The sequence below is a fragment of the Scytonema hankhaensis NUACC26 genome (assembly GCF_045865695.1).
Taxonomy (GTDB): domain Bacteria; phylum Cyanobacteriota; class Cyanobacteriia; order Cyanobacteriales; family Nostocaceae; genus Scytonema.
The window spans coordinates 12,847-33,335 of the sequence record NZ_BAACAP010000164.1 but is presented as its reverse complement, the minus strand read 5'-3'; the positions used below and the strand labels follow the sequence as shown (position 1 = coordinate 33,335).

Sequence of the window (20,489 nt, the reverse complement as noted above, 5' to 3'; positions counted from 1 at the left end):
TACCTTTGACTACCTTTTTTAGTTTTTTATAGAAGTTTATACCATAATTTTATGCTTTCTCAGCAACTGTCTCATGGTAACAAATCCGATGTCAAAACTATTTTGATTTTGGCAGCCAATCCCACAGATACATCTCGGCTACGGCTTGATAAAGAAGTACGGGAAATTGATGAAGGATTGCGAAGAGCATCTAAGCGAGAGCGGTTCAGGTTAGAACAGAAGTGGGCAGTGCGCCAGCGTGATTTCTACCGCGCTATCTTGGATTACCAACCCCAAATTGTTCACTTTAGCGGGCATGGTACAGGTGTGAATGGTATTGTCTTAGAAGATGAAACTGACCAGCCAGTCGAAGTTAACGCCTCAGTATTGGCAAGTATGTTCAAGCTATTTGCCACAAAGGGAGTGGAGTGTGTAATTCTCAATGCCTGCTATAGTGAGGTACAGGCAAAAGCTATTAGCCAACACGTTAAATATGTGATTGGCATGAACCAAGAGGTTGGGGATAAAGCAGCAATAGCATTTTCTGTGGCATTTTATGATGCTCTCGCATCTGGAGAACAGATGGAGTTTGCTTATGAATTAGGTTGCTCGGTCTTAGTAAATTATTTGGAGCAGCAAACTCCAGTTTTATTTAAAAAAGACAAAACTAGTATCATTCCTATCCAACCAGAAGTAGATACTCTTCCACCCAATCCATATCAAGGATTAGCAGCATTTGGAGAAGAGGATGCAGCATTCTTTTTTGGTAGAGAAACCTTTGTCAATGGCTTGGTAGAAGCAGTTAATAAACAGCCTTTAGTTTCAGTCATTGGTCCCTCTGGGAGTGGGAAATCTTCTGTAGTGTATGCGGGGTTAATTCCCAAACTATGTCAGACAGAAAATTGGGTAATTGAATCATTTCGTCCTGGCAATCAACCATTTTATCAGCTAGCATCTGCGCTAGTTCGTCAATTAGTACCGGAAGTTGATGAAATTCAACAATTGCGATCGGCAGCAGGACTAGATAAAAATATACAGCAAGGTGTCGTTACCTTGCAGCAGATAACGTCTCGTATTAAAGAACGTCACCCGAATAAACGTCTTCTACTGTTTGTGGATCAATTTGAAGAACTCTACACCCTTTGTCAGAAAGAAGAACAAGAACGTTTTGCCGATCTGATGCTTCAAGCTGTTCGTCAAAATCATTTAACATTGGTTTTTACATTACGGGCTGACTTCTACGGCTTTGTCCTTGCCTATCGTCCTTTACGAGATGCATTGCAGCAGTTTGCACCGCAATTGTTGAGTGCAATGAATCGCGACGAACTACGAAGAGCAATTGAGCAACCAGCGCAGAAGATAGAAGTCCAATTAGAACCACAATTGTCGCAACGAATTTTAGAGGATGTTGGCAATGAACCGGGGAATCTTCCATTGCTAGAGTTTGCCCTGACTCAACTTTGGTCATTACAGCAAAACCGCACACTCACTCATCAAGCATACCAAGAGATAGGGGGTGTGAAAAAAGCGCTAGCAAATCATGCCGAGCAAGTTTACCAAAAATTGAGTGAAACACAACAAAAAGCTGCACGGCGCATCTTTGTGCAATTAGTACGTCCTGGGGAAGGAACTGAAGATACTCGTCGCATTGCCACCCGGAAAGAAGTAGGAGATGAGAATTGGGGATTGGTGAGCGATTTAGCAGGACACACAGCCCGTTTGGTTGTCACCGGATACGATGAGAAATCTGAAGAAGATACAGTGGAGGTTGTGCATGAAGCCCTAATCCGAGAATGGCAGACTCTACGCGAGTGGATGAAAAAAGACCGTTTGTTTCGAGCTTGGCAAGAGCGGTTGAGGGATATTATACATCAGTGGGAAGAGACAAAACACGATGAAGGAGTCCTGTTGCGTGGTGTACCTTTGTCAGAAGCAGAAGAAAAATTGCAGCAACGTCGCGAAGAGCTAAGTCTATCAGAGCAAAACTTTATCCAACTCAGTATTGAATTACGCGATCGCCAGCTTCGAGAAGAGAAAGCCCGTAGACGAAGGGGAATTGCTAGCGTCTCAACGGCAGCATTGTCGATTATGACAATATTAGGATGCACAGCTTGGTATCAGTTGCAACAAGCAAAACTCAACTTTGCTATAGCCAACCGCTACTCACAAGCGTTTATTGTTATGGCTGAGCGTGGAAACAAGAAAGAAGCATTAAATCAGTTTACCGAAGCGCTGCGCCTCAATCCTAACAATGCTAACGCCTACTACAACCGAGGATTTGTCCGTCATGAGTTGGGAGACGACAAAGGCGCATTAGAAGATTTCGTACAAGCCCTGCGTTTAGATCCTAACTATGATAGGGCTTACAATGGTCGAGGGCTTATCCGTCAAAACTTGGGAAATAACAAAGACGCATTAGAAGATTACAACCAAGCGTTGCGCCTAGATCCTAACTACGCTGCAGCTTACAATAACCGAGGGAATGTACGTAGAGAGTTGGGAGATAACAAAGGCGCTTTAGAAGATTACAATCAAGCGTTGCGCCTAGATCCTCGCTATGCTGTAGCTTACAATAACCGAGGGAATGTACGTAGAGAGTTGGGAGACAACAAAGGGGCAACAGAAGATTTCAATCAAGCGCTGCGCCTAGACCCTAAATATGCTAACGCCTACAACAATCGAGGGCTGCGCTTTAACTTTAGACGATTACAACCAAGCCTTGCGCCTAGATCCTAACTTTACTAAAGCTTACAACAACCGAAAGAGTCTCCTTGCAAAGTTGAGAAACAACAATTGATACTGGTTAATTATGAATAAATAAAACGACAAAAAGTCCGCTGACGCGGACTTTATTGGTATAGCCTCAGACTTCCAGTCTGAAGACATTATGTAACCATTCATTAAGCGTAATTATTATTAGTATTACGCGGGCTGCGAGCTCCTGCAGCTGCTCCAACCATTGAGGCAAGTAAACCTAACAAAGAACCAAAGACAAACCACCACAAACCTCGACGCAAGTTGCCTGCAACTTCAGCAGCCTGTTGAGCGCTTACATTAGGAGTGTTTTGAGGTACATTTACGCCACCTTGCTGTACTTGGTTAACAACTTCTCCAGCGTTAGAAGCCGCAATACCAAAAGCACCTGACACTCCACTAGCTAACAACCAAGAACTCAACGCCAAAGTTGTTGCCCACAATATTGCACCATTGAGAAGAGCTGTATTTCGGTTCATGGGACCGCAAGCACGAGCCATTACCCAACCACCAGTGAACAATGAAATCAACAAAGCAATAGTTGACCAAATACCCACATTGCCAGCAACATTGGGTGCAAGAGATCTGGGTGCGCCCGATCCTTCAATTGTTCCAGCCCCAATTGCTGCAAACATAGAACTTAATATTAATTGAGTTGCTAATGCAATTAACAGACCGGAAATGATGGGACCCCAACGAACGCGATCGTGGTACTCAGTAATTCGACCTACTACAGCAGGTTCGTTAATAACCTCGTCACCTACTCGATTTGTGTATGACATACTCTATCTTCCCCTTACCAATTGAGTAAAGTTTTTACTTCAAAATCGTCAAATAGTAACTAGAATTAAATTGCTTTTTTTGATTTTTAATATCTACCACTAGAAATACTTCTCTTGTCTATCTTTAGATATAAAACAACTCTAAAAAATCACACAAATCTTAAAAAATATTAACAACTCTTTTTTTACTAATTTGGCATGAGAATGAATGTTTTTATCGAAGCAATTTAGGGCTTGAATTTTTACCTAGGTTATACATTTCTTTAACTATATCATATTTATTAGACATAGTTTATTTCTTTAAAGACTTTAATAAATAATTATTGGGTTATTGAATAACACTCCAATTTATTCTGAGTCATTAGTTAAATGAAAAATGTTTACCATATAGAGATCTTATTGACTTTTTGAAACATACGTAGGGGAGACACCCGAAGAGCGCGGGTTCCCCCGCGACTACTAGGAGTGGCGTTGGGCATTGCCCACTACAAGATTTAATGGTGGGCAATGCCCAACCTACATAACCTAAAATTATTTATAAATGATCTAGGATTACTAAGTAGTGAAAGTAATCTAAGACAAGCTCAAAAATTTTGAATAACAATGCTGAAACGGTGAATAATGAACAGTTTTGATGAAGAATGTATATTAAATTAGTTAGTGGTTAGTTACTCTATTAACAACTAACAACTAACAACTAACTCCTATCGTAATTTTACTGCTGTTCCTGTTGCTGTAATAAGTATGAGAACACCTGATTGGTCAACATTAATAGTGCCAGTATCAATTTCAATACCAATAACGGCATCCGCACCCAAACGCCTTGCTCGTAGAGATAGTTCTTCTATTGCTTTCTGTTGACCCTGCTCGAACAGTCGTTCGTAACTTCCAGTCCGTCCACCAATGATGTCTCGGATACTGGCAAAGAAATCTCGCAGGAAGTTGCTTCCGTAGACTACTTCTGCAGTTACAATGCCCAAATATGAATCAACAATAGACCCTTGAATAACATCAGTTGTAGTCAAAATCATAAATCAAACCTCGATCGCATTGCAAAGGAAGAACACGGGCGTTAATTCTATTTGATATGCTAACGTTCTGCTTTACCTATCAGGGGGTAGGTAAAAATTAGTTTCAAGAAAACTTCCTGAAGAGGTAAAAAGCTAATGAAATAGGTGAATTAAGGTACACACTTGTAGGAAAATAGTCTTTGCCCGTTTATACGGTTCATCTATCACGGGTACTAACGCTGAGACTTCGATTGAGTTAAGTCAGCACTTTGAACGCGACTATCGCTTGTCTTTTATTGCTCGATCCAATAACTTGTATTAAATAAAACAATGGCTTTAACGTACTTTTACAGACTCATGAAAATTCTTCATAAATCTTGTACAAAAGTAAATACGGGCTGTTTGCAAAACAAGATATTTTTGTTTTAATGGACAAGCGATCGAGAAAACTTTGAAAAAGTTGTAAAAAATATCAGGAAAATTACTGTGTACAAGCAAACATCTTTTATAGTAAGTCTTTTCATTATTGGCAGTATTGCCGTAACAATACCATCAGTGGCTCGCGCTCAAAGCATTTTGCCACAGCAAAGTTCTCAAGAGTTGAAGGAACTTCTAGACGAAGGACGACGACTCGTAGATACAGGAGATTACAACAATGCGATCGCTGTCTATCAAAGAGCCACAACTTTAGAGCCAAAAAATGCTACAATATATGCTGGAATTGGCTATCTCTACGCCCAACAAGGGAATTTTCCCGAAGCATTATCGGCGTATCGGCGTGCAGTAGCACTCAACCCCAATAATGGCGATTATCAGTACGCTTTAGGTTACGTAAGTGGTAACTTGGGGGATAACAAAACAGCCAAAGAAGCTTATAGACTTGCAATACAAGGCAATCGGACTAATGCCAATGCCTACATAGGGTTATCAACAGTCCTCTTGCGTTTGGGAGAGTACGCAAATGCCAAATGGGCATTTGAACAAGCCCTCAAACTAGACCCCAAAAATCCTCAAGTGTTTGAGTTGCGGGGTAACATATTGATGAAGCAAGGAAAGTCTAAAGAAGCGATCGCAGTCTTCAAACAAGCTAGAGAATTATACGAACGCCAAGGCAAGTCAGAAAGCGTAGTCCGCTTAGAAGCCGTGCTCCGCAACTTAGGAGTTTAATCGGCACACGATTGTTCAGTTACCAGTTATCAGTTACAAAACAACATTATCTTATTACTACTTATCTATCTATTACTCACTGGTCACTGGTCACTGATTACTGTCTACCGGAAACTATTCGTGAGATTATTCGTCACTAAAATAAAGGTATCCCATATTTAAAACTTAACGTCTGAATGCTCAATGTCTGATAGAAGTCAAAGCAATGCCATAAAAGCAAATTCCCTTGACCCGATCGAGGGGGTCAAGGGTATATCACTTTGTACCAATATCATGAAAAACGACCTGAACTTAGTTGAACTCTAACTGATGAGCGCATACGCTCGTGTTTGATAAGAAATTAATATGCAACCATTAGCCCCTAGGGAACCACCCGTTTGCCGATCTGACTTGTTGCTACAGTCTTTTTTAATGACATTAGTTAGTTTTTTTTAGGTAACTGTTGTATGGGCTGAGGTGGTTCAAGTAGTTTGAGGCGGTTGGTGTTGCTAGAAGAATCGACTCGGGAGATAAGTTCCTGGAGGCGATCGCTACTACCATTTTGTTTTTGTCTGGACATAAGTTTCAACTCCTTTGTGGCAGATACCCTAATAGAAAATCAAGCAAACCAAAATTATACATCAACTACGGTTTGTTTGGCAAGATCCAGAGAGAATATGAGATCTTCCTACTTATGGTGTATCATCATTTGTGCATTTGGCGATGGTACTCCTGATACTTTTTTTAAGAAACGATGAAGAAAATGTAAGGATTTGGGTTTGTACGCAAATTCTACTACGTTTTGGTCACGCAGGCTCTGCAAGAATTTCCGCGATCGCATGGTAGGAAACCCGATCTTCTTAAAATAGAATTTCAACTCTTCATCCACACTGCTAAGATCGAGCAGTCCATTCCTAACTCCCTTAAGAGCAACAGTAGATTGAGTCATTGGCACAAACGAGATTTGGACATTTTTTACTTGAGATATGTAAGCATCAGTTAGTGTCTTCATAGCTAGATAAGTACTACCCTGACTACCAATCCTTATCTCTGAGTTGACTTGGGAGTCGGCGGGTTGATGAGTGACAGAGTTATGGACATTACTACAGCTAAATAATTCCCCTAAAAATATAGTCGTACTGAGGGTTGCGATCGCCCATAAGTTATTCATTGTTTAATATACTTTTTATATAAAGTTTTTCCATCTTCCTAACAGGTTAAACTATAAACTCATTTTTTAATCCAGTCGAAGCTTGCGATTTATATCGGTCGGGAGGTCGGACTCCTCACTAACCACTCTCTCAATCCGGTGGCTCCACCTGGGAACGAGTATTTGCCAACAGTATCGTTAAGAAAGGGGGCTTTGAGAGAATTTCCACCCCTTTTTAAAGATATGGTGTACACACAAGTTGAATTTACCCCCCTTAATCCCCCCTTATAAAGGGAGGAAACTGAACTAAAACCTCGATTTGTAAGTTATTACAGATTTGTGCGTACACCGCAGCCTTTTTAAGAGGGGCTAGGGAGGATCTTGAGACAACAGTAGAATTTACAAATATCTTCTTAGAAATTGTTTTTTTCAACTTCTGAATTTACGTAAGTCCTACGGATAAAACTAGTAATTTTACTGAACAAATCAAGATTTTTTGTTTATTAATAATTTACTGAATATTAGTAGAAATTTTCTATACACCTTCTTGAGTTCTATGTTATGACTATAAGCAGTCATTTTTACCGGGATGTGTCTGAGCATATAACCATTATGAGAATTGTAAAAGGTTTTGTTTTTTTTGAAGAAACATACATTCTTAATAAAGAGCTTATTTTTTTAAATAAAAATATAAGAAAGCTTAATGACTAATATTTTTGAATAAAATATGAGCGATAGATTATACTCCAATCAATATTTCTATCTATTTTTTAAATTGATAAATCATTGAAAATTCTAAAGGAATCGTCTATACATTTATTACAGGATCGTTACCATGCGTAAGCCAGTTCTAACAATTTTCTATCAATTCAATCCTTGGTATAGTACTATCGGAGGTATTCAAACACTCATTAAAATTTTCCTCAAATATGCACCTAACGAATTTGAAGTTAGGCTTGTAGGAACAGCGTACAAGCCTGATGGAACTATTGGAAAATGGCAAGATGTAGAATTTGAAGGTAAAAAAATTAAGTTTTTACCTTTGTTTGCATTAGAAAATGATAATGTTAGAAGTCTAGTACCAACAACAATAAAGTATACAACTCAACTTTTAAAATATTGCTGTGAATCAGACTTCATGCATTTTCATCGCTTGGAGCCAACCTTAGCATCTCTTCATTGGCAGGGAGAAAAAACCCTATTTATTCACAATGATATTCGGACACAAATGCAAGGCGTGGCTAATACTAAGGCAATGCTTTGGCAGAAGTTTCCTGCTGCTTATTTTGTTTTAGAAAAGCTTTTAGTAAGTCAATTCGATCGCATACTCTCGTGCAATACTGATAGTGCAGAACTATATCGCCAGCGTTATCCCAAGAATGCAGACCGTATTGCTTATATTAAGAATTCATATGATAATGAAGTCTTCTATCCATTGAATTCAAAAGACCGAGAAACTCAAAGACGCGAACTAGCTTATAAATTGGGGTTACCAGATAAAACACGCTTTGTTCTATTTGCAGGACGACTGCATCCACAAAAAGATCCTATTTTGCTAGTACGTACACTTGCTGCTTTGGGAGATTCAAACGTTCATCTCCTCATAGCTGGTTCTGGAGAATTAGATACAGAAGTTCGTACAGAAATTGGTCATTTAGGGTTGTGCAGTCAGGTAACAATGCTTGGTGCAGTAACCCAGAATGAACTTGCACGGTTGCATCGTTTATGCAGTGTTTTTATCCTCACAAGTGTTTATGAAGGTTTACCCTTGGTAGTTCTAGAAGCGCTTGCGAGTGGGACACCAGTTGTGACAACAAAATGTGGAGAAACACCAAAATTTCTCACACCAAATAGTGGAATTGTATGTTCTGAACGTACTCCGACTTGTATAGCGGATGCTGTAAGAAAGATTTTACTGCATCCAGAAAATTTTCCTTCGGAGTCTTGCGTACAAGCTGCAAGTCCTTATGCTGCATTTAATGTTGTCACTCAAGTTTACAACGATATGTGGCAACGCTGGGAAAGGAGACAGGGAATAGGGGGTAGGAGTTGGTAAAGAGTCATTTTTCTGACAACTCAGCATTTTATCTTGACATAAACCTGCACGTGGAGTAACACAAATTAGATATGAAAATTGCAGTGATCGGCGCAAAAGGTCTTCCTCCCAAACAGGGTGGTATCGAGCATTATTGTGCAGAAGTTTATCCTCGTATGGTCGCACAGGGTCATAGTGTGGATTTATTTGCCCGCAGTTCCTATGCACAAAGTTCTTGGTTAAAGAGTTACAAATTTCAGGGTGTCCGGGTGATTCCCCTACCTGATTGTCACGTTAAAGGGGTGGACGCCTTTATGACTTCAGCTATAGGAGCGCTCGCAACTGCACTGAAGAATTACGATATCGTTCATTTCCAAGCACTTGGTCCATCTCTATTTACTCGTCTAGCAAGAATTAATTTCTCTACGAAAGTTGTGGTTACTTGTCACGGACTAGATTGGCAACGCGCTAAATGGGGGAACTTTTCGACTCGTCTGATTCAAACAGGGGAGAAGGAAGCAGTTAATTTTGCTCATGGATTGATTGTGGTATCCGAAGCCTTGAAATCGTATTTTTTACAAACCTATGGTAGGGAGACAATTTACATTCCCAACGCCCCAGCTAACTACGCTCAATCAGACCCAACTTTTACCTATGGCACCTCTCTTGGTTTGACTCCAGGTCGTTACATCTTATTTTTAGGCAGGCTAGTACCGGAAAAGCGTCCCGATTTGTTAGTTGAAGCCTTTAGTCGTCTCAGACCAGATGGATGGAAGTTAGTTTTAGCTGGAGGTATCAGCGATACAAAAGGATTCACTTCTAAGCTTTTAGAAAAGGTTGCAAATCATCGCAATATCATGTTTGCAGGCGAACTTCGAGGTCCTCGACTGTGGGAAATTGTTCGAGGAGCCGGATTATTTGTTCTTCCTTCCGATTTAGAGGGACTACCTCTAGCTTTATTAGAAGCTATGAAGGAAGGCATACCAGTACTAGCAAGCAATATAGCACCCCACCAACAATTGATCGGTGAGGGACGGGGAATGCTTTTTGAGGCTGGAAGTATAGACTCTTGTATTCGTTCTTTAGATTGGATCGTCAATCGCCCCGACGAGATGAAGTTAATGGCTGAAAACGCACAAAAGTATGTGATGCAAAATTACAGTTGGGAGCAAATTTGTACAGAACACTTAAAAGTTTATAAAACTCTTCTGAATGATTCTGAACCAATTGTGAGTTTGCCTAAATTTAGAACAAGTTGAATAAGTTTGTCATTTGTCATTTGTTATTTGTAAGGATTTTAATTGTGTTTACATATCTTTACATTTTGTCTATTCTGGCTGACTTACTTAGAGTACTATGACTAAAATCAAAAATTTCAACCTCAATTTTCTAAATTTCCTCAAGACATAAGGGTATACGTGATGGAAAAAAACTTGACATACATAATAACGGTGTTAAAACGGCAAAGTTTGCCTGCTATAGCTACATTCATTGCTGTTATTGGTGGTGCTTTTGCCTATTTGAGTGTGACTCCACGTTTGTACGAAACGTCAGCACGACTTATGCTCGATAGCAAAAGCGTGAGTGTTTCTGAATTAGGTAGAGACTTAATTCAAATGTCTTCTACACCAGGTGGAGCAAATCCCCTCGCAGATCAGGCAGAACTTGTGATGTCGCAACGGGTTTTGGAACGAGCGATCGCATTAGCGACAAGCAATTCTCCAAAGAATTCATCCCAACCAACACCCACTACAGGCGCTCTTCGCAAACAGTTAAAAGTCAAAATTGTTCCTGCGACTAATATCCTTGAACTGACTTATCGAGATCGAGACCCCGATTGGACTGTGAATGTTCTCAATGCTGTCTCTCAAACAATGGTTGATAACAACATCAAAGCCATCCGTTCTGAAGCAACTAAAGTTCGAGAATTTTTAGAACAAGAAGTCCCATTAGCTAGAACACAACTTCAACAAGCAGAGACGGCTGAAAATAAATACAGACAAACTAGCGGTCTTGTCTCCTCTGAAGAGCAAACAAAAACAATAGTGGAGAGTATAGCTGTTTTAGAAAACCAGGAACGGGCTTTGTTAGTTCAATGGCAAGAAGTGCGATCGCAGAAAGCTTCTTTACAAGAAATTACTAAAGCTAGCTCTATTGGTAAAGCTTACGCTGCTGTACGAGGGGGACAAAATGAAGAACTGAAGAAATTACGAGCTAAGTTAGTAGACTTAGAACAAGAAGCTATTCAAACTCGTTTGCGATTTACAGAGCAACATCCTACTTTAATATCTCTGACGGAACAACGTGACACTGTTCGCGCCTTATATCAACAAGAACTAGCTCGCGTATCAACAGAAAATCAAGCTCCCAAAAATGTAGCTACAGACCAATTGAGTCAGGATCTCACATCACAACTGATCGCAAGAGAAGTTGAGAGGAGGGCAATTGAAAATAAGTTAAAACTGACACGGACTGAAAAAACTGACCTCATGACTCGTCTTGCTCAGATCCCAATTAAACAACAACAGTTAACTGCACTTTCCCGTAAAAGGGAAGAGGCGGCTGTGTCACTCAAATTCCTTCAAAGCAAACTAGAGGAAGCACGTATCGCTGAAGCACAAAAAGTCAGCAACATTCACGTTATAGAAGAAGCCACATTACCAACTTCACCCGCGTCTCCTAACGTGAAAGTCATTTTCGTGCTTGCTGTTGTATTTGGAGCCATTCTAGCCACAGGTATTGTGCTGGTTCTAGAAGTGATGGATAACACCCTAAAAGATGCGTCGGAAGCAGAGAAATTACTACAGTTACCGTTGATAGGAGTATTGCCGCAATTACCTGCTACAGCCCTCAGTCTTACACCAGCCGAACAATTTCTAGATAACGTTGGGTTGGTTGAGCCATACCGGACGTTGTTCAAGAATTTAGAGTTCCGTACTCCTGACGATGTTAAATTAATTGTCGTTAGCAGCACTATTTCTGGTGAAGGGAAATCAATAGTTGTTTCTCACTTAGCCGCCGTATCCGCCATGCTATCTCGACGGACATTAGTCATTGATGCAGACTTGCGAAGACCGATACAGCACACCCTATTCAATCTAGCTCCAAATTCAGGAATTAGTGATGTCATTAATGGCGATAAATCTCTGTTAGAAGCTGTACAGCCTACAACGATTGAAAACCTTTCTGTCTTAACATATGGCAATCCATACGGGCGTCCCTCCCAATTGCTAGAGTCAGTTGCGATGAAATCTCTATTAGCAGAGGCTGCTAATTCTTATGATTTAGTTATTATAGATACTCCTCCTTTAAGTGTTTGCGCTGATAGTACAACACTAGCCAAATATAGCGACGGAATTATTATCGTGACACGTCCTAGCTTTACAGTTAAGGAAATACTGCAAAAATCAGTATCAGAATTAACTCAGAATCGTATACCAATACTGGGCGTTGTCGTCAATGGAATGACATCTCTGACAGAAAAGTACTATCGCTATCCCAAAGATAATTACCGACCTACAAAGCAATTAGTGGCTTTGGAGTCTGGCTTTAAAAATTCTACAAGAGGTTTTAGGTCTAAATAATGTTACTGAATAAGTTTCAAAATCGTTATTTTTACCAGCGACTGTTTGTAGGATTGACAGGCGTGGGAGTTGGTCTAGTTTCGGGAGTTCTTGTTGGTGTTAACCCGCAATTACTAGCTGTGGGTTTGGTCGGAGTCATCGTGCTCGTTTCGTTTTTTGCCAAATTTCCGCAAACGGTACTGTGTCTATTAATATTCCGTAGCTCTCTTGATATCTTCTCTGCTCAACAATTACCAGCTGCGTTTGCTCTTGGGTTAGACGCTTTGACCTTACTTTACGTGACTCTACAGTTACTGTTAGGTCAATCTATCAAAATTGATAAGTTTTGGTGGTTATTTGCTTTTTGGGTAGCTTTACAAGGACTGTGGGTCATACTTTTACCTTTAGGAGGGTTAGGGCTAGACGGCTCTTATTTACTCGGTTCCGTTCGGGAATGGCTACGCTTGTTTACTTGGTTGATGGTTTATCTGTTGGTAATGCAATTACAGGATAAAGTTCATCCCAACCAAGTTGTCTCTAGTTTGTTTTTTGGTTTGATGGTGCCACTGACCGCAGCTACAATGCAAACATTTTTGCCTCTGTCGCTTCTACCTCCCATACTGGTTAATATGGCAACAGACCCAACAGGCGGAAGTGTTTCTCGTATTAATGGTACCCTTGGTCATCCAAATACTTTTGCTACTTTTCTCTTACTATTTATTGGTCTCACTTTTTGGAAACAGCAACAAGCACGGTATCGCTTACCTTGGTTGCTTTTATTGGGTGCGATCGCTTTCTTTTTTGTAGGTACTAAGGCTTTATTCAGTCTCATGATGCTGGCGACTTTTATTTTTGTGTTGCTAGTTCCCAAATTAAATATTCCAAACCTCCTTGGGGGAGTTGTTTTGTTTGCAATTGTGATTGGTTTATTTACCAGTACGGAGTTTGGTCAAGAGCGTCTTGCTTCTATTATGGCAACTCCTCTTTTGAACCCAGATATGGATATTTCTCGAGCTATTCTTTTGTCTCAAGGTGATGGTAATAGTTTTAATTGGCGTCTTGCTCAGTGGACTTACTTACTGGGACAATGGCAAAATTTTCCATGGTTGGGTTTTGGCTTGGGTATTAGTGATTCTGTCAGCCAAAACGGGCTTTTACCCCATAATGATTACGTTCGAGCTTTGATCGAGGGAGGAATTGTGGGTATGGTCACTTTTCTCACTTTTCTTAGCTCTTATGTAGTTCGGCTCTTGCAATTAATTCGTTCCGCACCTAGTGGAAGTTCGCAACGCAGTTTCTGTCAAATGTTGCTAGCAGTTTTCTTGGCAATACCTGTTGGCATGATTACGGAAAATATTTGGAGTCATACAACTTTGTTTTTTTATTGGTCAACTTTGATAGCAGTTGCTGGTTGGAACTGGCATGAATTAAAGACGGGAGAAGGATCTGCGATCGCTAATCATTTTCCTAATTTTCCATAATGAATTAGGATTCACATCTACAAGAATTCTATTTAATTTTTGAAATACACGTAGGGTGGGCACTGCCCACAAACATTGAACGGTGGGCAGTGCCCACCCTACTTTCCAATCCCAAATCCAAAATCCAAAATATGCCAAAAGTTTCTGTTGTTATTCCTGCATACAATGCCATAGCTTATCTTCCTGAGACTATGGAAAGTGTTTTAAATCAAACTTTTAATAGTTTTGAAGTGATAGTCGTTAATGATGGTAGTTTAGATAAAACCGAACAATGGGTTGCTCAAATTCAAGATCCTAGGGTAAAACTAATTTCTCAAGAAAACCAAGGCTTGTCTGGAGCTAGAAATACCGGAATTCTTCACGCTCGGGGAGATTATATAGCTTTTCTCGATTCAGATGATATTTGGGAACCCACTAAATTAGAAAAACAAGCCAGTATCCTTGACGAACATCCGGAAGTTGGTTTAGTTTATACTTGGGTTGCTTACATCAACGAGCAAAGCCAATCTACTGGTAAAGTATTTAAGCATCAAGCGGAAGGTGATGTCTGGAAAAAGCTAACTGAACATAATATCGTAGAGTGTGGTAGCGTTGCCATGGTACGTCGCTCCTGCTTTGAAACTTGTGGTGTTTTCGATCGCACCTTGGTTTCTTTTGTAGAAGATTGGGATATGTGGCTTCGTATTGCTTCCAAATATCCCTTTAAGGTTGTGAAAGAGCCTTTGGTTTATTACCGACAGCGCTCAAATAGTGCATCTAAAAATTGGGAAGCGATGGCGCAAAGTTTCCAGATAGTTATTGAAAAAGCTTTTGCTTCTGTACCTACTGAATTGCAGTATTTAAAAAATAGAAGCTATGCTTCTGCTAACCTTTGTTTAGCTTGGAAACCACTGCAAAACCAGCAGAAGGATTATCAAAAAACTATTTATTTTCTTAAACAAGCTTCGAATTATTATCCTGGAATACGCTTTTCTAAGGAATTTATTCGTCTTCGTATAGCTGCTATCACTATGCGCTGGTTGGGGAATAATGGTTATAAGCAACTGCTAACAATTTTTCACACTTTGCGTCGTTATGCAGTAGCTATTGCACGTTAGATCGGTTTGTAGGCTTGGAGAAATCATGAATCTCACGCAAAGGCGCAAAGGCGCAAAGGTTTAAAATTTGCCAATTTTTATAGATATTGTGCTGAATTATGTATGGAATATCGTCCTAGTATAAGTAGGATGAGAAGGGCGCAAGGAAAATTGTGGACAGCTATTTGTACTCGACCACAAATTCTACTAGACATATCCGTTTGGAAGTCAAGTACCAAGTTGTTCATGAGACTTCTTTTGATTCAGAATATTGCTAGTCTTTTACTCCGTGTTAATCGCCAAATGTCAATTCAGTACGATTCCCGATTACAACTAGATAAATGAGAGTTAATCTGAAAGTATTGTTTCAGCAGATGACTGAATAATTCGTAGTTCGTAATTCAAAAGTTATGAATTCATTTACAACTCAAACTAGGACTGCATATGCCAAAAATTTCTGTAGTCATACCAGCATACAACGCCGAACTGACTATTGCAGAAACTATAAATTCTGTTTTGTTACAAACCTTTACAAATTTTGAAATTATTATTATTAATGATGGTTCAAAAGATAAAACTTTAGAAATAGTAAAAGGTGTAAACGATAAGCGAGTGAAGGTTTTCTCTTATGAAAATGGTGGTTTGCCAACGGCTCGCAATCGAGGTATAGCTTGTGCAATAGGAGAGTTTATTGCTTTTCTTGATGCTGATGATTTGTGGACACAAAATAAATTGGAATTACAACTAGCAGCATTGCAACAGAATCCAGAAGCAGGAGTTGCATATAGCTGGACTTGTTTTATGGATGTAGATGAACAAGGCAAGCCTATATCATTTCATCCATCACCTTCCTATTTTTTTGTAGGTGATGTTTATAAAAATCTATTAGTTAGTGATTTCATTCATAGTGGTTCAAATACTTTAATTCGCAAAGAGGCAGTAGAATCAATAGGAGAATTTGACCCCACACTCAAGTCATGCGAAGACTGGGATTATTGGCTGCGTTTAGCAGCTAAATGGAATTTTGTTGTGGTACCCAAACACCAAGTTCTTTATCGTCGTACACCTGGAGCGATGTCTTCTAAAGTTGAGGTGATGAAGCAAGCTTCACTTATGGTAATGGAAAAAGCATATAAAGTTGCTCCATTAGAATTGCAATATTTGAAAAAATATACTTTCACTAGTTTTCATAAATATTGTGCTAGTCTGTATTTGCAGTATCGTATAGATACAAGTGGTATCAGTCAAGCACAAGAACACTTGTGGACGGCGCTTTGTTTACAACCTCAAATTTTGCTCGAACAAGCTACGCAAAAATTACTCATAAAGTTGTTTTTAAAACGAGTGTTTCCAACACACATTGCTAATTACTTATTCCAATGGATGAGAAAATCTATTGCCATGAACGATCCAAGATTTGAAATATGAAAAACTTCTTTATTTTTCCATCTTTGGAACAGGGTGATATTAGCGAACAAAAGCCTTTGTTCTCCAACCATCACTTACAACCAACTGTTGCGTTATTGCACTGTTACGACCTCATTGATGATTTTTTAGATAGTATCAATATTTCCTTTGAGACTTTCTGTAATGAGTTTGTAGGTAGCTGGATGTTCGGCTACATTGACGCATTGCAAAAAGTTGGCGTTCGGACAGTACTTTTTTGTATTTCAGCACGAGTGGAAGAAGTCTCTCGCTTTACTCACAAACCTACAGGTGCAACAATATGCGTTTTACCTACATCTTGGATGTACCGTATTTTCCGCAAGGTACGTCGCAGGTCTCTTAATCTTTACGGAGCGAGTGACAGTCAGTCTTTTAAAGATATTCAAGATGAGAATCTCCTGCGCCGTTCTTTTCTCTCACCAATTAAAGATTTAGCGAAAAGTTTGGGGAGTTATTTGTCTACACCCTTGAACTTGTTAGCTCGCGAACTGCGACGTGAGAATTGCCAAGCCATCCTCTGTCAAGAATATGAGTATGCTCGTTTTGATGCTTGCGTGCTTTTAGGGAAATTCATGCGTTTACCAGTGTTTGCGACTTTCCAAGGAGGCGATCGCACTCAAAGTTGGTTAGAATCTCCCTTACGACAATTAGCATTTCAAGCTTGTAGGGGGGTGATTATTGCCACACAAATAGAGATTCAGCGCGTGTGCGATCGCTATCAAGTCCCTATCAGCAAGGTTGCTCGCATTTTTAATCCCTTAGAAGTGTCATCTTGGCAACCAATAAACCGTCAACAAGCAAGAGTAAAGCTGAACATTCCTTTGAATGCTAAAGTTGTTGTTTGGCATGGACGGGTAGAGATAGAACGTAAAGGATTGGATATCCTGTTGAAAGCTTGGCAACATCTGTGTGACAAACATCCTCAAGAAGATTTGAAGTTGCTTGTAATTGGAACGGGTAGCGATGCTGAGAGATTTCATCAATCTCTCGACCGGATGCAGCTACAGGGAGTGACATGGCTGAATGAATTTGTTAGCGATCGCACTGTGCTACAGACGTATCTTTGTGCTGCTGATGTTTTTGCTTTTCCCTCCCGACAAGAAGGCTTTCCTGTTGCACCTATAGAGGCTATGTCCTGTAGCTTACCTGTAGTTGCAGCTGATGCTCCTGGCGTACCCGATATTTTTGAAAGAGGTGAAGTTTATGGTGGTGTTATTGTTCCTCGTGAGAATACTATGGCATTAGCAGTAGCCTTAGATGAGATTCTCGAGGATCGCCAAAGAGGTTTACAAATGGGATTACGCGCTCGCGATCGTGCCATGACTAGCTTTGCTTCTGAGGTTATTGGCGAGCAATTAAAGGATGTACTGTTTGGCTAATTGCTAATTGCTAATTGCTAATTGTTAATGACAAATGACAAATGACAAACGACAGATATTACTAAATGCAAATCAACAACTTAAAAATCAATAAATTCAAGCAGTTAGTATCTAGCCCATTTATCCGCAATGTTGGCTGGCTAGGAGGAGCAGAATTATTTAATCGAGTCTTCCGTCTAGCAACAACAGTGACTCTCGCCCGCACATTTAGCCCCGAAGACTACGGTTTAGTAGCAGTTATTTATACTGTTATTGACTTTGCCAATGTTTTTACTCTTCGTGGTGGTATTGGAGCGAAAATTATTCAAGCTCACGAGCAGGATGTAAAAACTATTTGTGATACAGCTTACTGGTTAAATTGGATTCTTTGTAGCTCGCTTTTTATTATTCAATGTACTGCTGCATTTTTTATCAAAACTTGGTCGGGTAACAGCAAATTATGTCTACCTCTTTGCGTTGTTGCTTTCATGTATTTAATGATGCCAGTTTATTCAATACATAGTGCTTTAATTGAAAGAGAAAATCGACTCAAGATTACAGCAATATGTAATGCCACACAATCATTATTCAGCAATATTATTACGGTTACTTTAGCCATTTTAGGAATGGGTGTCTGGTCTATAGTTTGGGCTATAGTTCTCACAACTCCCATCTGGATTATTATTAACTGGAGAAATCATTCTTGGCGTCCTCCTAAATATTTTCATTTAAAGCGTTGGCAGGAAGTCGTTAATTTTGGTAGAAATATGCTCGCTTTGGAATTGTTAAATAAGCTCAGGATGAATTTAGATTATTTAGCGATCGTGAATTTTCTAGGAATAGAAGCTCTAGGCATTTACTATTTTGCTTTTAATGCTGGCTTAGGAATCAGTATGAATATTATAAATACATTTATGTCAGCTTTATTTCCTTATATTTGTGCTGTACGTACTAACTACACTGAATTTAAACAAAGATATTTTAGTAGTTTACAAAAAATTGCTTTAGTAGTCGTACCACTCATTTTAGCTCAATCATTACTTGCACCATTATATGTACCAATTATCTTTGGTCAAAAATGGATACCAGCCATTCCCATATTAATTACGATCTGTCTATCAGTATTGCCACGTACCTTTGCATGGACTGCTTCTTTATTACTCAATGCTATAGATAAAACTCATATTCGACTCTATGTAGATATAGCTTTTACTCTAGTATTCGCGGTTGCTATAGTCATAGCTGTCAAATGGGGAATCTTTTGGGTAGCGGCAGCAGTATTAGTATCTCACTTGTTAGTTTTACCACCTTTTATTGTCTGGACTCACCGCTACACATTCAATAAAAGATTACATTTCGAGAACAACAGTATTTATTAAGCGAAACTGAGGAGTGAAATAGACAATATGCATCAAATCTCTGTGATTTTGCCTACTGACAACGATAATATATCGGATATCCTTGAAGGAGGTGAAGTGTCTGGTAGATTAGTATTACCTAGTAAAAATACACGAGTGCTGGCGTTAGCTTTGAGGGAAAAATTAGACAAATATGCACGATCTCATGCACAAGAATTCTTTTCTATAGAAGTAAACGGTCTGCAACTTCGTCAATTTTTGTTATCTCACAAATTTGATAACTAAGCTCTTTTTTTAATAAAAATTTTACCATTTGTTATCTAAAACTTTCTCATTACTATGGCAACTATTTCTGTAATTATCCCTGCATATAATACCGAACGAACTCTGTTAGAAACAATTAACTCTGTTCAACAACAAACTTTCTCTGATTTTGAAATTATTGTTATTAATGATGGTTCCACAGATCGCACTCTAGAACTACTTCAGACTGTTAAAGATGAGCGCCTAAAGATTTTTTCCTATAAAAATGGAGGACTTGCAGTAGCTCGCAATCGTGGCATTGCTCATGCAACAGGTGAATTTATTGCCTTTCTTGATGCTGATGATTTGTGGAACCCTGACAAATTGGAATTACAGCTAGCAGCCCTGCATCAGTATCCAAAAGCAGGCGTTTCTTATAGCTGGACATATTTTCTAGATGAAAAAAAACAAGCGATATATCCTGGTATTTGTACATCATTTGAAGGCAATGTACAAGCTAATTTATTAGTCACTAACTTTCTTGCAAGTGGTTCCAATCCTTTAATTCGGAGACAGGTTATTGAATCTGTAGGAGAATTTGATTCTACCCTAGCTGGTTCTGCTGACTGGGACTATTGGTTACGCCTAGCAGCTATTTGCCATTTTACTGTAGTTCGCAAACATCAAATTTTTTACCGTCTATCTTCCAACTCCATGTCATCCAGAGTTCAGATTATGGAAGAGTCATGTCTTAAGGTAGTCAATAAGGCATTTCAAAATGCTCCTGAAGAGTTACAATATCTCAAAAATCAGAGCTTGGCTGGGGTTTATCAGTATTGTACAAATCAGTACTTACAGCACAGTGGTAAAAGCCGTTCTCTGGTAAATCAAGCAGCTAAAAAATTGTGGATAGCAATCTGCTTGTATCCGCCTATTTTATTAGAGAAACATACTCAAAATCTGATAAAATGGCTACTTAAAAAATGGATTTTTGTTTTTTAGTAATAAGAGTAAATTTGACTAATTATTTAACTCTTTTTTCAAAACGACAAAAACCCAAACAATTTAAGTACACAAACCGACATCTTGCACCATTGGCTTAGTCGAA

Annotated in this window: 16 protein-coding genes; 12 read left to right on the top strand and 4 right to left on the bottom strand. The window is 39.3% G+C overall.

What is annotated here, in order from left to right:
- The first annotated feature begins 51 nt into the window (after positions 1-51).
- Positions 52-2,715, top strand: a complete 2,664-nt coding sequence (locus tag ACKTT2_RS13520; RefSeq protein ID WP_407887600.1) for an nSTAND1 domain-containing NTPase — start codon at positions 52-54, stop codon at positions 2,713-2,715.
- A 164-nt stretch (positions 2,716-2,879) separates the two neighbouring features.
- Here ACKTT2_RS13520 and ACKTT2_RS13515 read toward each other — a convergent pair whose 3' ends face one another.
- Both ACKTT2_RS13515 and ACKTT2_RS13510 read right to left on the bottom strand, forming a co-directional pair.
- Positions 2,880-3,515, bottom strand: a complete 636-nt coding sequence (locus tag ACKTT2_RS13515; protein WP_407887598.1) for a hypothetical protein — start codon at positions 3,513-3,515, stop codon at positions 2,880-2,882.
- 704 nt (positions 3,516-4,219) lie between these two features.
- Positions 4,220-4,546, bottom strand: coding sequence for a YbjQ family protein (locus ACKTT2_RS13510; RefSeq protein ID WP_017746893.1), 327 nt, complete (start codon positions 4,544-4,546; stop codon positions 4,220-4,222).
- A gap of 465 nt (positions 4,547-5,011) precedes the next feature.
- Between ACKTT2_RS13510 and ACKTT2_RS13505 the strand changes: the two genes are divergently transcribed.
- Positions 5,012-5,692 carry a tetratricopeptide repeat protein gene (locus ACKTT2_RS13505; protein ID WP_407887596.1) on the top strand — a complete coding sequence of 227 codons (681 nt, stop codon included), beginning with the start codon at positions 5,012-5,014 and terminating at the stop codon, positions 5,690-5,692.
- Positions 5,693-6,113: 421 nt separating this feature from the next.
- Here the strand turns inward: ACKTT2_RS13505 and ACKTT2_RS13500 are convergent, their stop codons facing one another.
- On the bottom strand, positions 6,114-6,251 hold the full coding sequence (locus ACKTT2_RS13500) for a hypothetical protein (RefSeq protein ID WP_407887594.1): 138 nt from the start codon (positions 6,249-6,251) through the stop codon (positions 6,114-6,116).
- Between the two features lie 108 nt (positions 6,252-6,359).
- Positions 6,360-6,842 carry a hypothetical protein gene (locus ACKTT2_RS13495; protein WP_407887592.1) on the bottom strand — a complete coding sequence of 161 codons (483 nt, stop codon included), beginning with the start codon at positions 6,840-6,842 and terminating at the stop codon, positions 6,360-6,362.
- Positions 6,843-7,656: 814 nt separating this feature from the next.
- Between ACKTT2_RS13495 and ACKTT2_RS13490 the strand changes: the two genes are divergently transcribed.
- The 10 genes from ACKTT2_RS13490 (at position 7,657) to ACKTT2_RS13445 (ending at position 20,383) form a co-directional block, all read left to right on the top strand.
- Positions 7,657-8,877, top strand: a complete 1,221-nt coding sequence (locus ACKTT2_RS13490) for a glycosyltransferase family 4 protein (RefSeq protein ID WP_407887590.1) — start codon at positions 7,657-7,659, stop codon at positions 8,875-8,877.
- A gap of 71 nt (positions 8,878-8,948) precedes the next feature.
- Positions 8,949-10,115 carry a glycosyltransferase family 4 protein gene (locus ACKTT2_RS13485; protein WP_407887588.1) on the top strand — a complete coding sequence of 389 codons (1,167 nt, stop codon included), beginning with the start codon at positions 8,949-8,951 and terminating at the stop codon, positions 10,113-10,115.
- 162 nt (positions 10,116-10,277) lie between these two features.
- The gene (locus tag ACKTT2_RS13480) at positions 10,278-12,440 is read left to right on the top strand and encodes a GumC family protein (RefSeq protein WP_407887586.1); all 2,163 of its coding nucleotides are present in this window, start codon (positions 10,278-10,280) and stop codon (positions 12,438-12,440) included.
- Positions 12,440-13,900: an O-antigen ligase family protein gene (locus ACKTT2_RS13475; RefSeq protein ID WP_407887584.1), complete on the top strand. Its 1,461-nt coding sequence runs from the start codon at positions 12,440-12,442 to the stop codon at positions 13,898-13,900. Before ACKTT2_RS13480 ends, ACKTT2_RS13475 begins: the two co-directional genes overlap by 1 nt.
- Before the next feature lie 131 nt (positions 13,901-14,031).
- Positions 14,032-14,997: a glycosyltransferase family 2 protein gene (locus ACKTT2_RS13470; protein ID WP_407887582.1), complete on the top strand. Its 966-nt coding sequence runs from the start codon at positions 14,032-14,034 to the stop codon at positions 14,995-14,997.
- Between the two features lie 423 nt (positions 14,998-15,420).
- Positions 15,421-16,404, top strand: coding sequence for a glycosyltransferase family 2 protein (locus ACKTT2_RS13465; protein ID WP_407887580.1), 984 nt, complete (start codon positions 15,421-15,423; stop codon positions 16,402-16,404).
- Positions 16,401-17,801: a glycosyltransferase family 4 protein gene (locus tag ACKTT2_RS13460; protein WP_407887578.1), complete on the top strand. Its 1,401-nt coding sequence runs from the start codon at positions 16,401-16,403 to the stop codon at positions 17,799-17,801. Before ACKTT2_RS13465 ends, ACKTT2_RS13460 begins: the two co-directional genes overlap by 4 nt.
- A gap of 65 nt (positions 17,802-17,866) precedes the next feature.
- Positions 17,867-19,159, top strand: coding sequence for a lipopolysaccharide biosynthesis protein (locus ACKTT2_RS13455; RefSeq protein WP_407887576.1), 1,293 nt, complete (start codon positions 17,867-17,869; stop codon positions 19,157-19,159).
- Between the two features lie 27 nt (positions 19,160-19,186).
- Positions 19,187-19,423, top strand: coding sequence for a hypothetical protein (locus ACKTT2_RS13450; RefSeq protein ID WP_407887574.1), 237 nt, complete (start codon positions 19,187-19,189; stop codon positions 19,421-19,423).
- Between the two features lie 54 nt (positions 19,424-19,477).
- Complete coding sequence (locus tag ACKTT2_RS13445; protein ID WP_407887572.1) at positions 19,478-20,383, top strand: glycosyltransferase family 2 protein; 906 nt, start codon at positions 19,478-19,480, stop codon at positions 20,381-20,383.
- The last annotated feature ends 106 nt before the right edge of the window (positions 20,384-20,489 follow it).